We start from the raw sequence: 17,887 nt of genomic DNA on the forward strand, positions 1-17,887 counted from the left end.
CTCCAACATTGCAACATCGAGCCTGATGAGCGGTGTGCCGACCTCACTGCGCGATTGAAGACAAGAAAAACAGATTTTTGCCGATGACAGGAAGACCAGCGATGAATGCGCCACTTCGAACCGAATCGCCTGAACTTGCGCCGCAATCGGCCGATCCGTTGGATCATCTCGCCGATGTGCTCTTCCACAAGATGGGCACCGACGGCGTCTATGCCCGCACCGCGCTCTATGAGGACGTGGTCGAGCGATTGGCCGCGCTGATCACCCGTCACCGCGATGATGGCACCGAGGTAATGCGGTTCCCGCCGGTCATGAACCGCGCCCAACTCGAGAAATCCGGCTACCTCAAGAGCTTTCCGAACCTGCTTGGCTGCGTCTGCGGTCTCCACGGCACCGAGCGCGAGATCAACGCCGCCGTGAGCCGCTTCGATGCCGGCGGCGACTGGACGACCTCGCTGTCGCCCGCGGACCTCGTGCTGTCGCCGGCTGCGTGCTACCCCGTTTATCCGATCGCGGCCGCCCGCGGTCCGCTGCCGGCCGGCGGCCTGCGCTTCGACGTCGCCGCCGACTGCTTCCGCCGCGAGCCGTCGCGTCATCTCGATCGCCTGCAGTCGTTCCGCATGCGCGAATATGTCTGCATCGGCACGGCGGACGACGTCTCCGATTTCCGCGAGCGCTGGATGGTGCGCGCGCAACAGATCGCGCGCGACCTCGGCCTTTCCTTCCGCGTCGACTATGCCAGCGATCCCTTCTTCGGCCGCGTCGGCCAGATGAAGGCGGTCAGCCAGAAGCAGCAATCGCTGAAATTCGAGCTCCTGGTACCACTGCGCTCGGAAGAAAAGCCGACCGCCTGCATGAGCTTCAACTATCACCAGGCACATTTCGGCACGACCTGGGGCATCAAGGACGCCGATGGCGAGCCGGCCCATACCGGCTGCGTCGCCTTCGGCATGGATCGTCTCGCGGTCGCCATGTTCCACACCCACGGCACCAACCTCGATGCGTGGTCGGCCAAGGTGCGTGAGCTGCTCGGCTTGCCAGCCCACGCCATCGCCGACGCTCACATCGAAGGCTGGCGCTGACAGCGACTTGATGCCGTGAACGCGCAGAGGCCACAAACCCGGTGCCGCGAAATCAGCGAGGCGGACCTCGACGCCGTCGCCGACTTGCTGACGCGCGGCTTCGTCGGCCGGTCGCGCGACTACTGGATGCAGGGGTTGCGGCGCCAGGCCGCGCGCGAGGTGCCGCAGGGCTATCCCCGCTTCGGCTACATGCTCGACCATGACGGCATGCCGGTCGGCGTGCTGCTCCTGCTCTACTCGCTGCGCCCGAACGACGGCGAGCTTGCGATCCACTGCAATCTCTCGAGCTGGTATGTCGAGCCCGCGTTCCGCAACTACGCGCCGATGCTGACCAAGATCGCGCAGCGGCACAATGAGGTCACCTATTTCAATATCAGCCCGGCGACCTGGACCTGGCGGATCATCGAGGCCCAGGGCTTCCGCGCCTATTGCAAGGGCCTGTTCTTCTCGTTCCCACTCTTGTCGCGCTCTGCGACCGACATGACGGTGGAAGTCGTTTCCGCGGACGCGACCGAGGTCGATGGCCTGCCGGCGTCCGACGTCGAGCTTTTGACGCGGCACGCGGCGTTCGGCTGCCTCAGCCTGGTGTGCCGGACGGCAAACGGCGCCTTCCCCTTCATCCTGTTGCCGATGCGCATCCGCCGCGGCTGGATCGCGCCGCCCGCGATGCAGCTCATCTATTGCCGCGATGTCGCCGACTATGTGGCCTGCGCCGGCGCGATCGGACGGGCGCTGCTTTCGCGGGCCAAGGTTTCGGTGTTGCTCAATGCCAACGGCCCGGTCGAGGGACTCGCCGGCTTCTACACCGAGCGGCGCGGCCGAAAATATTTCAAGGGCCCGCATCGGCCGAGTCTGGCTGATCTCACCGACACGGAATTGGTGCTGTACGGGCCGTAATATAAGAGCCCGTCATTCCGGGATGGTCCGAAGGACCAGACCCGGAATCTCGAGATTCCGGGTTCGATGCTTCGCATCGCCCCGGAATGACGGATGAAACAGTTACGCCGCCAACCTCACCGCGTGCGCAAAATCCCAATAGAGTTTTCTCGCCCGCGTGTAGAAGGGGCCGGGCTGGAGCTGCCGGTCGTCAATCCTGATCACCGGCGCGACCTTGGCGAAATTGCCCGTCGAGAAGATCTCATCGGCGGTCTCGAAATCCTTATAGCGCAGCGTCTTCTCGATCACGGTGACGCCGTCACCGCGCAACAGCTCGATGACCCGTTGCCGCGTGATGCCGTTCAGGAAGGTGCCGTTCGGCGCCGGCGTGTAGGCCACGCCATCCCTGGCCATGAACACATTCGCATTGCCGAATTCCGCGACATTGCCGAGCAGATCGAGCATCAGGCAATTGTTGAAGCCGCGCGAGGCCGCTTCGATCAGCGCGCGCGAATTATTGGGGTAAAGGCAAGCGGCCTTGGCGTCGACCGGCGCGCATTCCATGGTCGGCCGTCGGAACGGTGACAGCGTGATCGCGCTGCCCACAGGCTGCGGCATCGGCGCCTCGTAGAGACACAGGCACCAGTTGGTGGTCTCAGGGTCGAACAGCACGCCGCCACCGGAGCCATGCTGGGCCCAATACATCGGGCGAATATAGAGTTCGGCAGTCGGCGCAAAGCGGGCCATGCCTTCACGCGCCAGGCCAATCCAGGTCTCGGTCTCGACCACCGGCTTCAGCCGAAAATTGGTGGCGGACCAGTTGACGCGGGCGCAGTGCCGGTCGAGATCGGGCGAGACGCCTTCGAAAGCGCGCGCGCCATCGAACACGACCGAGCCGAGCCAGGCCGCGTGCGTGCGCGGCCCCATGATCGGCGCATTGCCGTCATGCCACTTGCCGTCGAAGAAGGTCCAGGTCTGCGAATAGCTGACGGGTCTTGCGATATGGGCCATGGTTGCCAATCCTGACGGCAGCGCGACGAATTGCGCATGATTGCCGCAATTCCTTAATCGATTTCATCCTATGTCGATACGGCCGCCCGTTCACGGGAGAATGGCGGCCATGGTAAGGTCTCTTGGTTAACCGGAACAGCCATGCCGCTCGATCCTCTCGCCAAGCGTTTCCTCGCCATGATGGCCGCGGCTTCGCCCGGGACGCGAACGCGGCCGACCGCGAGCGAGCGCCGCCAGTCGCTGGCGAAATTGATGCAGTTTGCCCGCACCGAGGCGACCGACGTCACAGCCACGGACGGCGTTTTGCCGGGGCCGGCGGGCGACATTCCCTACCGCCTGTATTCGCCGGCGCGAGACGACGACACACCGTCTGGCGGCTTTGTCTTCTTCCATGGCGGCGGCATGGTGGCCGGCAGCATCGAGACGCATGACCGGATCGCAGCCGCGCTTGCGGAGGCGACCTCCTGCCGCCTGATCTCGGTCGACTATCGCCTCGCGCCGGAGCACAAGTTTCCAGCGGCGGTGGAAGACGCTATCGCCGCAACCGAATTCGTCGCTCGCAACGCGGCTTCTTTCGGCATCGATGCGGAAAGGCTCGTGGTGGGCGGCGATTCCGCCGGCGGCACGCTGGCGGCGGTGGTCTGCCAGCACGCCCAGCGCCATGCCTCCCTTGCGATCGCGGCACAATGCCTGATCTGTCCCGTGCTGGATTTCGAGGAAATCTCGCCCTCGCGCGAGGCCTTTGCCGACGATCATCTCATCGGCAAAATGACGCTGCAAGCCGATCTCGCCGACTATCTGCCTGATGGCGCCGATGTCGCCGACGTCAGGATTTCGCCGCTGCGCGCGCTCAACGTGAAGGGGCTTCCCACCGCGATCATCCACACCGCGGAGTTCGATCCCGTCCGCGACGAGGGCAATGCCTACGCCCGAAAGCTGCTTGCTGCCGGTGTCAACGTCGAGCACATCTGCCACGACGGCATGATCCACAATTTCCACGCCATGGGCGCGGTGCTGCCGCAGGCGCGGCTGGTGCTGTCGCAGATCGGCGAGCAGGTCCGCCGCGCCGTCAGCGCGCGAGAATTTGAGTCAAATTTTAATTAATCGACCGCAATTCGTTAGGGTTATTTCGTCAATCTTGGCGCGAATTATTGCTCGTTTTACGCCTCGCCTCTAATCAACGGAGAGGACAGAACGCATCTCGAAAAAGATGCGATGTACCTTCGCGGAGGCCGACGATGCGCAACGAGACGATAGCCATTCACGCCGGCTACGAGCCCGATCCGACCACCAAATCCGTCGCCGTCCCGATCTACCAGACCGTCGCCTACGCCTTCGATACGGCCGACCACGGTGCCGCCCTGTTCAATCTCGAGGCCGAAGGTTTCCGCTATAGCCGCATCGCCAATCCCACGACATCGGTGCTGGAAAAGCGCATCGCCGAGCTGGAAGGCGGCGTCGGCGCGCTCGCGGTCGCGACCGGCCAGGCCGCGCTGCATTTTGCGTTCGTCAATCTCGCCGACTTCGGCGGCAACATCGTCTCCGTTCCCCAGCTCTACGGCACGACACATACCCTGCTCGGTCACATCCTGCCGCGCCAGGGCATCATCGGCCGCTTTGCCGAAAGCGATCAGCCGGACGCGATCGAGAAGCTGATCGACGAGAACACCAGGGCCGTGTTCGCCGAGACCATCGGCAATCCCGCCGGCAACATCTGCGACATCGAAGCGCTCGCCAAAGTCGCGCATCGCCATGGCGTGCCGCTGATCGTCGACAACACCGTTGCCACGCCGATCCTGCTGAAGCCGTTCGACTACGGCGCGGACATCGCCGTCCATTCGCTGACGAAATTTCTGGGCGGCCACGGCACCACGCTTGGCGGCGCCATCGTCGATTCCGGCCGCTTCCCCTGGAAGGACCACGCCGACCGCTTCCCCGCCTTCAACAAGCCCGACGCATCCTATCACGGCCTCGTCTATGCCGAGCGTTTCGGGCCGAAAGCCTATATCGAGCGTGCGCGCAGCGTTTATCAGCGCACCATGGGCTCGGTACTGTCGCCGTTCAACGCGTTCATGTTGCTGCAGGGCATCGAGACGGTCGCGCTGCGCGTCGAGCGCCATGTCGAGAATGCACGCAAGGTCGCCGAGTACCTGCGCAAGGACCCGCGCGTCGCCTGGGTCAATTATGCCGGTTTCCCCGACAGCCCCTACTACGCGCTCGCGCAGAAATATCTCAACGGCAACTCCTCGTCGCTCTTCACCTTCGGCATCAAGGGCGGCATGGAAGCGGGCAAGACCTTCTACGACTCACTGAAGCTGATCACTCGCCTCGTCAATATCGGCGATGCCAAATCGCTTGCCTGTCATCCGGCCTCCACGACGCATCGCCAGATGCCGGTCGAGCACCAGCGCATCGCCGGCGTGCTGCCGGAGACCATCCGCCTCTCGATCGGCATCGAGCATATCGACGACATTATCGAGGACATCGATCAGGCGCTCGCGCAAGCCTGCGGCCGGCAATCGCTCCAGGCCGCGGAATAAACCAGCGAGAGCGGCATGGCGCTTACCTTCGACAAGCAGCGACCGATCCCGAGCCCCGCGCTGGCGCCGGCGCAGAACGAATTCGAGCGCCCCACCGAAGCGGAGCTGACGATCGCGCTCGTCAACAACATGCCCGACAGCGCGTTGAAGGCAACCGAGCGGCAGTTCATGCGGTTGGTGCAGGGCGCCGCCGGCAAAAGAAGCGTTCGCTTTCACTACTTCGCGCTGCCGTCGGTCAGGAGGTCCAAACCAGCAAAAGAGCATATCGACAAGGAATATACCGAAATCACCGAGCTCGATCGGTTGCACATCGACGGGCTGATCGTAACCGGCGCCGAGCCGATCGCGCCTCGTCTGCAGCAGGAGCAATACTGGCGTGAGTTCACCGGCCTCGTCGATTGGGCCAGGACCAATACCCGCTCGACCATCTGGTCCTGCCTCGCCGCCCATGCCGCGGTGCTGCACCTTGACGGCGTCGAGCGGCAGCGGCTGACGCAGAAATGCTCCGGCGTCTATGACTGCGCCAAGGCCACGTCCCACGACTGGCTCCTCGACGATCTTCCGGCCTCAATCAAGGTCTCGCATTCGCGCCTCAACGAGGTCAGGGAAAGCGAGCTCATCGCACGCGGCTATCGGATCCTGACCCGTTCGACCGAGGCAGGCGTCGACATCTTCGCCCGCGATTTCGACAGCCGCTTCATCTTCTTCCAGGGCCATCCCGAATACGACGCGCTGTCGTTGCAGCGCGAATATATGCGCGACATCGCGCGCTACCTTGGCGGCGAGCGGGAGACCTATCCCGCGATCCCCGCCTCCTATTTCGACGCGACGACCGAGGATATTCTGGTGAATTTCGAGCGGCGCGCACGCAACGAGCGCAGGGGCGAATTGGCCGCCGAGCTTCCCGGCCTGACGCTCCGTCCGAGCGTGCCGGCCGGCGGCGCGGCCACGACGATTTTCCGCAACTGGCTGGATTATCTCAGCGTGGACGCACGCGCGATTTCTTCCGAATCCATTCGAAAGTGATTTCGCGCATGCGCACCGACTGGTCGTCGTTCAAGGCTCGGGTTTCGAACCGCCTTTCCCGTCATTTCCTGGCAACTCCGCTTGCGTGGTCCGGCAAAGAGCCGATGGTGAGCCTCACCTTCGACGACATCCCCGACAGCGCCGCAAGGGTGGGCGCGCCGATGCTCGAGGAATATGGCGCACGCGGAACCTTCTATGTTTCCGGCAGCCTGCTCGGCCAACGGTCCGACCACTGGCGCGGCGCGGATGCCGACGACATCATCGCTCTGCGTGCGGACGGCCATGAGATCGCCTGCCACACCTATTCACACCGGCTCACATCTGATCTCGATGCGGCCGCGCTGGCCGAGGAGATCGAGCTGAACCGCCGCTTCCTCGAGGGGCTGGATTCCTCGATCCGTCTGGAGAATTTTGCCCACCCCTACGGGGTCGCTTCGGTCACACGCAAGAGTCAGCTCGCCGGCACCTTCCGCTCCTCCCGCAGCATCCTGCCCGGCGTCAATCACGGCAATATCGACCTGCAATTCCTGCGCGCAACGCCGCTGGTCAATCAGCATCTCGACGACGCCGGCATTGAGTGTGTGTTCGACGAGACCATCAAGACCGGTGGCTGGCTGATTTTCTACAGCCACGACGTGGCAGCGACACCGAGCCCCTATGGCTGCACGCCAAGACTGATGCGCCGGGTGCTGGATGCTGCTGTACAGCGCAAGCTGCCAATCGTCAGCGTTGCAGAGGCGCTGCGGCGGGCTGATTCAGCGGAAATTCGTGCTGCTTAGGTTCAGCTTTTTTACTTTGCGCATTGCCGGACGGCCGGTTCCCATCTTTCCGGATCATGCGCGCGGCGGCGCGCCGACATAACCCATGAACAGGATGAGACCGGTCTTCTCGTCTCGCAGCGCGAAGACGAATGGCTTGTCGACGACCATCCTGATGTGATCGGAGATTCCAATCCCGCGCGTGGTCATGACCGCGGTCGCGGCGGCACCTTCGGTGCCTTCCTCGCTCACGCGCAATTCGATCTTTTGCAGGATTCGCGAGATGGTGAGGGGCTCGTCCGAGAAGCCCTCGAGCGCGTCAGGCGAATGGCGCTCAGCGGCAAGCCCGAGCGCATCCAACGCTGGTAGCAGCTCGCCCGCGGCCGACAAGGTCAGCTTCGGCAGGGCGATCTCGCCGTCCCGCGCCTCAAAACCCTGCCCGTTCAGCCAGCCGGCCACCGCAGCAAACTCCGGCGCCGGCGCAGGCACGGATTTGGTGGTGGCGACCACCAGCCGGAAATTCTTGTTTTGATAGCCGAGCTCGGCGGCGACGAAGCGATCATCCTGGCGGAAGCGGAACGGCGCGACCTTCGAATGCATCATCTGGACCTCCACCGGCTTGCCGGAGGTGGTCTGGAACGGTTGTGCTTGCGTGCTGGACGGCCGGAATGGCGTCTGCCACTTGTCCTTGAAATAGAGCGCGTTGATCGCGACAAGACCAAGCGTTTCCGGCGCCTCGCTGATGATCGTCGGGATCAGATCGTGCGTCTTCTGCTTGACCCATCCATTGATGCGGTCGACGACCTTGGCGTCGGCCAGATGGTCGACCAGCACGTCAGCGCCGGCGCCGGACAGGCCATACATCGCGAGCGGCTTTGGATCGACGGCGCGATCGAAGGCAACGAGATTGGCGAGCACCAGCGGGCCGTCCTTGCGGCTCTGGGCGATGATGCCGGAAACGCTACGCCGCATCTCCCGTAAATCCTTCTCCGCCTTGTGCCGTGCTGTCCGCTTAAAGCCGAGCGCACGGTGGATGGCCCGACGCATCGCGGGGCTGGCGCCGAGATCGACCAGCGACAGGATCGCCGCAAGGCTTGCAGGCGAGACCACCACATTGGCGTTGGTATTGTCCTTGGCGCCGTCGACGGCGCCGATTTCCTTATGGCCCGCGAGGTGGCGGATCAGGAGACCGCCGAGCCGCATCTGCGCAGCAAGCACGCCGTCATCGCCCATGATCGCATCGTTGTCGGTGACCAGCACGTCCGCCAGTGAGGAGCCACCGATCAGGCCCAGGAGGGCCGTGAAGCCGCCCTTCAGAAGCCATCGTCGTTGGACCCACATCGGTTTCATGGCGATGCGCCTCAATCCTGAGCAACTGCACGGGGATGCCGGGGGCATTTGACCATGCCAAAGCGGAACGGTAGCGTGATCTAAATCACGGAGCCCCGTCGGGCCCGCTGCCTTGTCATGGCCCATCGATGTCGCTAGCTGCGGCCGAATCTGGCATAGGATGGGCGCGATCGTGCCTCTTCAGAGTTCAAGTTCATCCATGTCGGTTTCCGCCAGCGCGACCCCTCAGAAGGCCGAAACCGATGCCAGCGACGCGCTATCCCTGCTCAATTCCGTGTTCGGCCTGCCCGCCTTCCGTGGCGCGCAGGAGAAGATCATCCAGCATGTGGCGCATGGCGGCAATTGCCTGGTGCTGATGCCGACTGGCGGCGGCAAGTCGCTGTGCTATCAGTTGCCAGCGCTCTTGCGCGAGGGCTGCGGTATCGTCGTCTCGCCGCTGATCGCCCTGATGCGCGACCAGGTCGCAGGTCTGATCGAGGTTGGCGTCAACGCCGCGGCATTGAACTCGACGCTGACGCCGCAGGAAGCTTCCGACGTTGAACGACGCCTGATCGCGGGCGATCTCGACCTGCTCTACGTGGCTCCTGAACGGCTGGTCACGCCGCGCTGCCTCTCGCTGCTGGCGCAGGCGAAGATCTCGCTGTTTGCGATCGACGAAGCCCATTGCGTCTCGCAATGGGGTCATGACTTCCGGCCCGAATATGTCGCCCTGTCGGTGATCGCCGAGCGATTTCCCCGTGTCCCTCGGATTGCGCTCACCGCGACCGCCGACGAGCTGACGCGGAAGGAGATCGTTGAGCGGCTGCAGCTTGCCGATGCCCCGCAATTCGTCTCGAGCTTTGACCGGCCCAACATTCGCTATGAAATCGTCGACAAGCAGAACTCGGTCGCGCAGCTCAAGGCCTTCATCGCCGCGCGCCATGCGGGCGAAGCCGGCATCGTCTATTGCCTGTCGCGCGCCAAGGTCGAGGATACGGCTTCCGCGCTCTCCGACGCCGGAATTGTTGCGCTGCCCTATCACGCGGGGCTCGAGGCCAGCGTGCGCGCCCGCCATCAGGACCGCTTCATCAATGAGGACGGCATCGTCATCGTGGCGACGATCGCGTTCGGCATGGGGATCGACAAGCCCGATGTGCGATTCGTCGCCCATCTCGATTTGCCAAAGAGCATCGAGGCCTATTATCAGGAGACCGGCCGCGCCGGGCGTGACGGAAAACCGTCCAGCGCCTGGATGGCCTACGGCCTGTCCGACATCGTGCAGCAGCGGCGGATGATCGAGGAATCAGAAGCCTCCGACGCCTTCAAGCGCGTGTCGATGGGCAAGCTCGACGCGCTGGTCGGGCTCGCCGAAGCCGCGCATTGCCGCCGCAGCCGCCTGCTCGGCTATTTCGGCGAAACTGTTGTCGCAACGACTTGCGGCAACTGCGACAATTGCCTGACCCCGCCACGCGTCCGCGACGGCAAGATCATCGCGCAGAAACTGCTCTCCTGCGTCTATCGGACCGGACAGCGGTTCGGTGCGATGCATCTGATCGACGTGCTGGTCGGCCGCCTGACTGAGCGGGTGACGCAATTCGGACACGACAAGCTTTCGGTGTTCAACATCGGCCGTGAGCTGAATGAGAAGCAATGGCGCGCTGTGATCCGCCAGCTCATCGCCATGGGCCATCTCCGCTCCGACAGCGAGGCCTTTGGCGCTCTGAAATTGACCGAGACCGCGCGCGGCGTGCTGAAGGGCGAGACCGAGGTGTGGCTTCGCGAGGAAGACCCGGCCAAGCGCATCCGCGCCATCCGCACCAAATCGCGCCGCGGCGATCTCGCGCCAGCGCCCGAGAGCCCCGCGGGCGATGTCGATCCCGACTTGCGCGCAAGGTTGCGGGCGTGGCGTTCCGAGGTCGCGCGCCAGCGCGGCGTGCCGGCCTATGTGGTGCTGCACGACTCCACCCTCGACGGCATTGTGCGAACCTGGCCGACCACGCTGGACGAGCTCCGCGGCGTTCCCGGGATCGGCGACAAGAAGCTCGAGCACTATGGCGAGGAGCTGTTAAGGCTGGTACGAGACCGAGCCGATAGTCGCTAACTCGTCATGCGCGGGCTTGACCCGGGCATCCATCAAAAAATGATTCTCGCTGAGCGATGGATTGCCGGGTCAAGCCCGGCAATGACGAAGCCAATTGGAACGACAAGCTCACCCATTCCGGAAGGCGTAGGCATATCCGTTGATTGCGGGCGCGCCGCCGAGATGGGCGTAGAGCACTTTCGATCCCGCCGGGAAAAAGCCTTTCTTCACGAGATCGATCAGGCCCTGCATCGATTTCCCCTCATAGACGGGATCGGTGATCATGCCTTCGAGCCGCGCGGTGAGCCGGATCGCTTCTTTGGTGTCCTCCGATGGCACGCCGTAGGCCGGATGCGCGTAATCCTCGATCAGCACGACATCGTCCTCGACGATCTCCTTGCCGAGTTCGACCAGGCGCGCGGTGTTCTGGGCAATCGACAGCACCTGCGCCTTGGTCTGCGCCGGCGTGAAGGATCCGTCGATGCCGATCACCTTGCGCGCGCGGCCGTCCTTGGCGAAGCCGACCAGCATGCCGGCATGGGTCGAGCCGGTGACGGTGCAGACGATGATGTAGTCGAAGGCAAAGCCGAGCTCCTTCTCCTGCGCGCGCACCTCCTCGGCGAAGCCGACATAGCCGAGCCCGCCATATTTGTGCACGGAGGCGCCGGCCGGGATCGCGTAAGGCTTGCCGCCTGCGGCCTTCACCTCCTCGAGGGCCTGCTCCCAGCTCTTGCGGATGCCGATATCAAAACCTTCATCGACCAGGCGGACATCGGCGCCCATGACGCGGCTCAGGAGGATGTTGCCGACGCGATCATAGACGGCGTCCTCATGCGGCACCCAGCTTTCCTGCACGAGGCGGCACTTCATGCCGATCTTGGCGGCCACCGCCGCAACCATGCGGGTGTGGTTGGACTGCACGCCGCCGATCGACACCAGCGTGTCGGCGTTGGAGGCGAGCGCGTCCGGAATGATGTATTCGAGCTTGCGCAGCTTGTTGCCGCCGAAGGCCAAACCCGAATTGCAGTCCTCGCGCTTGGCGTAGATGTCGACGTTGCCGCCGAGATGGGCGGATAGCCGCGGCAGTTTTTCGATTGCCGTGGGCCCGAAGGTGAGCGGATAGCGCGCGAATTTTTTCAGCATGCGTGATCCCGATGGTTGGTGCGATTCCGCGCCAGCCCTATCATCAATGACGCCGAAGGTGCTCTCGAATGCGGGCTACGATTTTGATCTGGATTGCGCATATGGCGTGATTTGTTATAACTTTAATCACAAAATGTCACTTCTGCGGAAGATTCTTTCATGGACGACCTCGATCGCATCGACCTGAAAATGCTGCGGCTGCTTCAGAACAACGGGCGGCTTGCCAATGCGGAGCTGGCCGAAAAGGTCGGCGTCAGCGCGGCGACCTGCCATCGGCGGACCCAGCGGCTGTTCGAGGAGGGTTTTGTTCGCGCGGTGCGGGCGATGGTCGCGCCCGGCAAGGTCGGCAAGGGCGCGCTCGTCATGGTCGGCGTCGTGCTCGACCGCTCCACGCCCGAAAGCTTTGCCGCCTTCGAGCAGGCCGCCGCAAAACTGAAATTCGTGCTCGACTGTCATCTGGTCGCGGGCGATTTCGATTATTTCCTGAAGATCCGCGTCGCCGGCATGGAAGATTTCAACCACATCCATGGCGAGCAGTTGATCCGGCTTCCCGGCGTGCGCCAGACGCGCACCTTCTTCGTGATGAAAGAGGTGGTCGACAACGCGCCGCTGGATTTCTGACGGCCCGCCCCTGTTCGATCGCGCCCGCTGGCCGGAGCGACGGCCAGAGGCGGACGTTCGGGACGCCGTCGCATGGCGCAAGCCATGCTTCCGCGACGGGGCTAGCGAGCCCCGGAGGCAGCGCCAAGCATATGGACTTTCTGAATTATTGTCCCTACCCCAGAGGCTATCGCGGCGCTTCGCCAAGCGGCGTGATTGCAAACCACGGGGAGATCGGAGCTGAAATCCGTGCCAGACAACCGGCCATTGGCCTCCATTGAAGCCGTCGAAAGCGGGCTTGCCACCCAGGGCTATATCGCGAGCCGCCAGATCGCGACCGCGGTCTACCTGTCGGAGCAGATCGCAAAGCCCATCCTGGTCGAAGGGCCGGCGGGCGTCGGCAAGACCGAGCTCGCCAAGGCGATTGCCGGCTGGCGCGGCCTGAAGATGATCCGCCTGCAATGCTATGAGGGGCTGGACGAGGCCAAGGCGCTCTACGAGTGGAAATACGCCAAGCAGCTGCTCTACACCCAGATCCTGAAGGACAAGCTCGGCGAGGTGCTGGGCGGCGCCGAGACCCTGCACGCCGCGCTCGACCAGCTCCACGATTTCGGCGACGTGTTCTTCTCCAAGGAATTCGTCGAGCCACGGCCGCTTCTGCAGGCGCTGGAGCAGCCTACGGGCTGCGTGCTCCTGATCGACGAGATCGACAAGTCGGACGCCGAGTTCGAATCGCTCTTGCTGGAGATCCTGTCGGATTTCCAGGTCAGCATTCCCGAGCTCGGCACCGTCGCAGCCGCCGTGCCGCCGACCGTGATCCTCACCTCCAACAGCGAGCGCAATCTCGGCGATGCGTTGAAGCGCCGCTGCCTGCATCTTCACATCGGCTTTCCCGAGCAGAAGCTGGAGGAGCGCATCGTCGAAAGCCGCGTGCCCGGCATCTCCGAGAGGCTCCGCAAGCAGCTCGTCAGCTTCATTCATTCGATCCGCACGCTCGACCTGAAGAAGCAGCCTTCGGTGAGCGAGACCATCGATTGGGCGCGGGTGCTGGTGTTGCTGCAGGCCTCGGAACTCGGCCATGAGATGGTCAAGGACACGCTCAACGTGCTCCTGAAATATGAATCCGACGTCGAGGCCGCGCTGCCGCATGTGACGACATTCGTGGCCAACGCCTCGCGGCAGAACGTGTTCGGCTAGCGGCCAAGGGACTATCATGAGAGAGAACCTGCATCGCTTCTTCCGGGCCGCGCGGGGAGCGGGCGTGCATGTCTCTCCGGCCGAAAGCATCGATGCGATGCGGGCGGTCGCCAAGGTAGGCTTCGAGGAACGCACCATTCTGCGCGACACGCTCTTGCTGACGCTTGCCAAGAGCGAGGACGAGAAGAAGGCGCTTGGCGCGTGTTTTGACCTGTTCTTTTCGCAGCCGGAACCGTCGGGCGAGAAGAGCGAGCGCGACGCGGCGAATGAGAATCAGGCGCCGCAGGATCAGGCCGCGCCCGGCGCGGGCGGCGGCCAGTCGCAAAATCTCGGGTCGCTGGCGCAGATGCTGCTGTCACAGGACACGTCCGAGCTCGCAGCCAGAATGGCGAATGCGGCGAGCGCCGCAGGCCTCCCCGACATCCGCTTTTTCACCCAGCGCGGCATCTTCCAGAGCCGCATCCTCGAGCAGATGGGCATCCACCGCCTCAACGACGACCTCGACGCACTGACCTCGAGCAACCCGGCGCTGGCCGAGCGGCTTGCCGCCGCCACCGATGCCCTGCGCGAGACGGTGCGCGAGCGGGTCTCGCAGGCCTTGTTGCTCTACGGACGTGAAGAGTCCGAAAACCTGCGCAACGAAATCCTGCGCAACGCGCCGCTCGGGCGAATCGAGCCGCGGCAGATCGAACAAATGCGCACGCTGATCCGCCAGATGGCGCGGCGGCTGCGCGAGCGCTTTTCCAAGCCCCGCAAGCGGCAGCGGCGCGGTCATCTCGACGTGCGGCGGACACTGCGCAAGAACGCCGCCTGGGGCAGCGTACCCTTCCTCACCGCCTGGAAGCGCAAGCACCGCGACAAGCCGAAGATCGTGGCGCTTTGCGACGTCTCGGGTTCGGTGGCCCGGGTCTCCGATTTCCTCCTCCTTCTGATCCACAGCCTGCACGAGGTCGTCTCCGACGTGCGCTCCTTTGCCTTCTCCGGTCACCTGATCGAGGTCAGCGACGTCCTCGAATCGAAGAGCGCGGAGGAAGCGATGCGCGACATCATGGCCAGGGTCGGCTTCGGCTCGTCCGACTACGGCTCCTCCTTTGCCGATTTCGAGCGGCAATGGATGGAGACCGTGACGCCGCAGACCACCGTCATCGTGCTCGGCGATGCCCGCAGCAACAACCTCGATCCCGGCGCCGACATCCTCCGCCGCATCTCCGAGCGCGCCAAGCGGGTGGTCTGGCTCAATCCGGAAGGCCGCATGACCTGGGGTTGGGGCGATTCCGAGATGCCGCGCTACGCGACCTTCTGCAACGTGGTGCGCCAATGCGCCACCGCCCAGCAGCTCGAGCGCGCCGTCTCCGATATTGTCGCGACGTATCAGTAGCGCGGGGCTCCGCCTCACCTCTCCCGCTTGCGGGGAGGTCGCATCGCATCGAAGATGCGATGCGGGTGGGGGAAACTCCCTCCGCTTTGAACATTGTCAATCGCGGCAGCACCCCCATCCCAGCCCTCGCCCGCAAGCGGGAGAGGGAGCGCAGCCGCCGTCATTTCACTTCGTCTGCGAGCTCTCCGCCTTCGCGGCTGTCACGAGCGGGCAGCCGCCCTTGTCCAGCGGACGGAAAGCCTGGTCGCCGGGCACGGTCTGGATGATCTTGGCGTAGTCCCAATCTCCTTTCGATTCCTCCGGCTTCTTGACCTGCAGCAGGTACATATCGCGCACCACGCGGCCGTCGATCCGGAGCTTGCCGTTATGGGTCATGAAGTCGTTGATCGGCGTCTCCCGCATCTTCGCCATCACCTTGAGCGGGTCCTTGCTGTTCAGCGCCTTGACCGCCTTCAGATAGTGGAGGGTCGCGCTATAGACGCCGGCCTGCACCATGGTCGGCATGTGGCCGACCTCCTTGATGAAGCGCTGCGAGAAGGCGCGGGTCTCGTCATTCTGGTCCCAGTAGAAGGCCGTGGTGAATTGCAGTCCCTGCGCGGCCTTCAGCCCGAGCGCATGGACGTCGGTGATGAACATCAAGAGTGCTGCGAACTTCTGGCCGCCCTGCGCAATCCCGAACTCGGCGCCCTGCTTGATCGAGTTGGTGGTGTCGCCGCCGGCATTGGCGAGGCCGATGATCTGCGCCTTGGAGGCCTGGGCCTGCAGCAGGAAGGAGGAGAAGTCCGAGGTGTTGATCGGTGCGTAGACCGCGCCCGTCACCTTGCCGCCTTCGGCTTCGACGACCTGGGCGGTATCGCGCTCGAGCGCATGGCCGAATGCATAGTCGGCGCCGATGAAGAACCACGACTTGCCGCCGGACTTCACGATGGCGGAGCCCGTGACGTGGGACAGCGCATAGGTGTCGTAGTTCCAATGCGCGGCATAGGGCGAGCAGTTCTTGCCGGTGATGTCGGAGGAGGCCGGTCCGTTGAACAACACCAGCTTCTGCTTTTGCCGCGAGACATCCTCGACCGCGAGCGCCACGGCGGAAGAGCCGCCGTCGGTGACCATGTCGACACCCTCATTGTCGTACCAGTTGCGGACGATGTTGACCGCGACATCCGCCTTGTTCTGATGGTCGGCGGTGACGATCTCGACCGGCTTGCCGAGGACGGGACCGAAATCCTCGGCCGCCATGCGCGCCGCGACACCGGTGCCCTTGCCGGTGATGTCGGCATAGAGCGAGTTCATGTCGCTCAGCACGCCGATCTTCACTTGCGCTGCCGCAGGGGTCGCCGCCGTCGCCAGGATCGCGACGAGCAGTGCCAGATTTTTTCGGCTCATTTGTTTTCCTCCCGTTATGATTTTTTCGATCAGCGCTTTTCGGATGATCGGTGTTTTCAAGCTTGTCTCGCTTGTCGTCATTGGGAACGCTTCATGGGTTCCGTCGCGCATTCAATACTGCTCCAGCAGGCCCATCAAGGAGGACGGCCGGGCGACTTCGCGCGTTCGAAATGTCATTTAGTCGAGGCTTTTTCCGCCGGACGGCATTGTCGAGCCGGACCGAAAAATGCCGGAACGGTCGCGCGATCATTTGCCTTTGAACTCCGCCTTGCGGCGCTCGTTGAAGGCCGCCACGCCTTCGCGCCGGTCCTCGGTCGGCACCAGGCGGTTATAGGCCTCGATCTCGAAGGCGAGCCCGTCGGCAAGCGACATCTGCAGGCCGCGATGGATCGCTTGTTTGGCCTGGCGCACCGCAATCGGCCCGTTGCCGGCGATGCGCGAGGCGATGGCGAAGGCTGCGTCCAGCAATTGCTCTTGCGAAACCACCTTGTTGACCAGCCCCCAGACTTCGGCCTCATGGGCCGAGAACGGCAGGCCGGACAGGATCATTTCCTTCGCGCGGCGCTCGCCGATCGCGCGCGGCAGATTCTGCGTGCCGCCGGCGCCGGGCATGATACCGAGCGTGACTTCGGTGAGCGCAAACCGCGCATTGTCCGAGGCGTAAATGAAGTCCGCTGCCGCCGCGATCTCGCAACCGCCGCCATAGGCCGCGCCATTGACAGCGGCGATGATCGGAATCGGGCACGCCAGCATCGCCCTCAGCATGCGCTCGAACACGAGATGCTGGGCCTGCCAGGCCTCGTCGGTCATCCCGTTGCGCTGCTTGAGATCGCCACCCGCGCAGAACGCCTTGCTGCCGGCCCCGGTCAGGACGATGGCGCGGAGACCTTCGATGTCGACCGAGAAGTGCTCGAACAGTTCGACGAGGTCGAGCCCCATCTGCGTGTTCAGCGCGTTGGCGGCGTCCGGCCGGTTCAGCGTGAGCAGGAGGATGTGGTTGTCGCGCCGCTGGACAGTGAGAGTTTCGAGATCAGTGCGCATGTGGTTGCTCCCGGGCGCGATTGCCGTTGTTGTATTCTATCCGGCTGCTCGTTGTTGCGACCATACAGCGTCTGCGCTCGACCTCAACCGTCGTCCCGGACAAGCGAGGCGCAGCCGAGCGCCGATCCGGGACCCATAATCACAGGCTCTGATTTGGCGAAGATTCGGAGTGGCAGCCCGCCACAACAACAGAAGCCTGTGGTTATGGGGCCCCGCCTTCGCGGGGACGACAGCGGAGATTGTTGCACGTAGCCGGGCACACAAATCCGCCTTCTCGCGGCACGACGTGTCCGAGCTTTGCGTCAATCCGTCACCCTCGAAATGAGAGGGCGCAGGGAATGCCGGGTGCAGGCCGCACCCGCGAGCCTTGCGTGCAAGGAAGGTGCACTTTGCGCACGCAAAGCAACAACAGGGCAGCCAAATCAACCGGCATTCCCTGCGCA

General features: G+C 63.8%; 15 protein-coding genes. 10 read left to right on the forward strand and 5 right to left on the reverse strand.

Going from position 1 to position 17,887, the window contains the following annotated elements; translation table 11 throughout:
- The first annotated feature begins 101 nt into the window (after positions 1-101).
- The gene (locus VKR55_RS16450; RefSeq protein WP_324404966.1) at positions 102-1,082 is read left to right on the forward strand and encodes an amino acid--[acyl-carrier-protein] ligase; all 981 of its coding nucleotides are present in this window, start codon (positions 102-104) and stop codon (positions 1,080-1,082) included.
- Between the two features lie 15 nt (positions 1,083-1,097).
- Positions 1,098-1,979 carry an acyl-CoA acyltransferase gene (locus VKR55_RS16455; RefSeq protein WP_324404967.1) on the forward strand — a complete coding sequence of 294 codons (882 nt, stop codon included), beginning with the start codon at positions 1,098-1,100 and terminating at the stop codon, positions 1,977-1,979.
- A 102-nt stretch (positions 1,980-2,081) separates the two neighbouring features.
- Here the strand turns inward: VKR55_RS16455 and VKR55_RS16460 are convergent, their stop codons facing one another.
- The gene (locus VKR55_RS16460; protein ID WP_324404968.1) at positions 2,082-2,969 is read right to left on the reverse strand and encodes a branched-chain amino acid aminotransferase; all 888 of its coding nucleotides are present in this window, start codon (positions 2,967-2,969) and stop codon (positions 2,082-2,084) included.
- Between the two features lie 141 nt (positions 2,970-3,110).
- Here VKR55_RS16460 and VKR55_RS16465 point away from each other — a divergent pair, with 141 nt between their 5' ends.
- From VKR55_RS16465 to VKR55_RS16480, 4 genes are all read left to right on the forward strand, one after another.
- Positions 3,111-4,073, forward strand: coding sequence for an alpha/beta hydrolase (locus VKR55_RS16465; RefSeq protein WP_324404969.1), 963 nt, complete (start codon positions 3,111-3,113; stop codon positions 4,071-4,073).
- A 134-nt stretch (positions 4,074-4,207) separates the two neighbouring features.
- On the forward strand, positions 4,208-5,509 hold the full coding sequence (locus tag VKR55_RS16470) for an O-acetylhomoserine aminocarboxypropyltransferase/cysteine synthase family protein (RefSeq protein ID WP_324404970.1): 1,302 nt from the start codon (positions 4,208-4,210) through the stop codon (positions 5,507-5,509).
- Between the two features lie 15 nt (positions 5,510-5,524).
- The gene (gene metA / locus VKR55_RS16475) at positions 5,525-6,535 is read left to right on the forward strand and encodes a homoserine O-succinyltransferase MetA (RefSeq protein ID WP_324404971.1); all 1,011 of its coding nucleotides are present in this window, start codon (positions 5,525-5,527) and stop codon (positions 6,533-6,535) included.
- Between the two features lie 8 nt (positions 6,536-6,543).
- Complete coding sequence (locus VKR55_RS16480) at positions 6,544-7,314, forward strand: polysaccharide deacetylase family protein (protein ID WP_324404972.1); 771 nt, start codon at positions 6,544-6,546, stop codon at positions 7,312-7,314.
- A 54-nt stretch (positions 7,315-7,368) separates the two neighbouring features.
- Here VKR55_RS16480 and VKR55_RS16485 read toward each other — a convergent pair whose 3' ends face one another.
- Complete coding sequence (locus VKR55_RS16485; protein WP_324404973.1) at positions 7,369-8,643, reverse strand: serpin family protein; 1,275 nt, start codon at positions 8,641-8,643, stop codon at positions 7,369-7,371.
- 199 nt (positions 8,644-8,842) lie between these two features.
- Between VKR55_RS16485 and recQ the strand changes: the two genes are divergently transcribed.
- The gene (gene recQ, locus VKR55_RS16490; protein WP_324404974.1) at positions 8,843-10,723 is read left to right on the forward strand and encodes a DNA helicase RecQ; all 1,881 of its coding nucleotides are present in this window, start codon (positions 8,843-8,845) and stop codon (positions 10,721-10,723) included.
- A 108-nt stretch (positions 10,724-10,831) separates the two neighbouring features.
- On the opposite strand, the gene VKR55_RS16495 is transcribed toward recQ, so the two are convergent.
- Positions 10,832-11,845: a 1-aminocyclopropane-1-carboxylate deaminase gene (locus VKR55_RS16495; RefSeq protein WP_324404975.1), complete on the reverse strand. Its 1,014-nt coding sequence runs from the start codon at positions 11,843-11,845 to the stop codon at positions 10,832-10,834.
- 159 nt (positions 11,846-12,004) lie between these two features.
- Between VKR55_RS16495 and VKR55_RS16500 the strand changes: the two genes are divergently transcribed.
- The 3 genes from VKR55_RS16500 (at position 12,005) to VKR55_RS16510 (ending at position 15,020) form a co-directional block, all read left to right on the forward strand.
- A complete protein-coding gene (locus VKR55_RS16500; RefSeq protein ID WP_324404976.1) occupies positions 12,005-12,466 on the forward strand; it encodes an Lrp/AsnC family transcriptional regulator in 462 nt (153 codons plus the stop codon).
- 228 nt (positions 12,467-12,694) lie between these two features.
- Positions 12,695-13,642: an AAA family ATPase gene (locus VKR55_RS16505; protein ID WP_324404977.1), complete on the forward strand. Its 948-nt coding sequence runs from the start codon at positions 12,695-12,697 to the stop codon at positions 13,640-13,642.
- Positions 13,643-13,658: 16 nt separating this feature from the next.
- Entirely contained in the window at positions 13,659-15,020 is a 1,362-nt protein-coding gene (locus VKR55_RS16510; protein ID WP_324404978.1) for a vWA domain-containing protein, read from the forward strand.
- 165 nt (positions 15,021-15,185) lie between these two features.
- Here VKR55_RS16510 and VKR55_RS16515 read toward each other — a convergent pair whose 3' ends face one another.
- Together VKR55_RS16515 and VKR55_RS16520 are read right to left on the reverse strand one after the other, a co-directional pair.
- Positions 15,186-16,403 (reverse strand): ABC transporter substrate-binding protein, encoded by a 1,218-nt coding sequence (locus tag VKR55_RS16515; protein WP_324404979.1) that lies wholly within the window; start codon positions 16,401-16,403, stop codon positions 15,186-15,188.
- A gap of 246 nt (positions 16,404-16,649) precedes the next feature.
- Complete coding sequence (locus VKR55_RS16520) at positions 16,650-17,444, reverse strand: enoyl-CoA hydratase/isomerase family protein (protein WP_324404980.1); 795 nt, start codon at positions 17,442-17,444, stop codon at positions 16,650-16,652.
- Positions 17,445-17,887 lie beyond the last annotated feature (443 nt).

This window comes from Bradyrhizobium sp. (genome assembly GCF_035309285.1).
Lineage (GTDB): Bacteria > Pseudomonadota > Alphaproteobacteria > Rhizobiales > Xanthobacteraceae > Bradyrhizobium.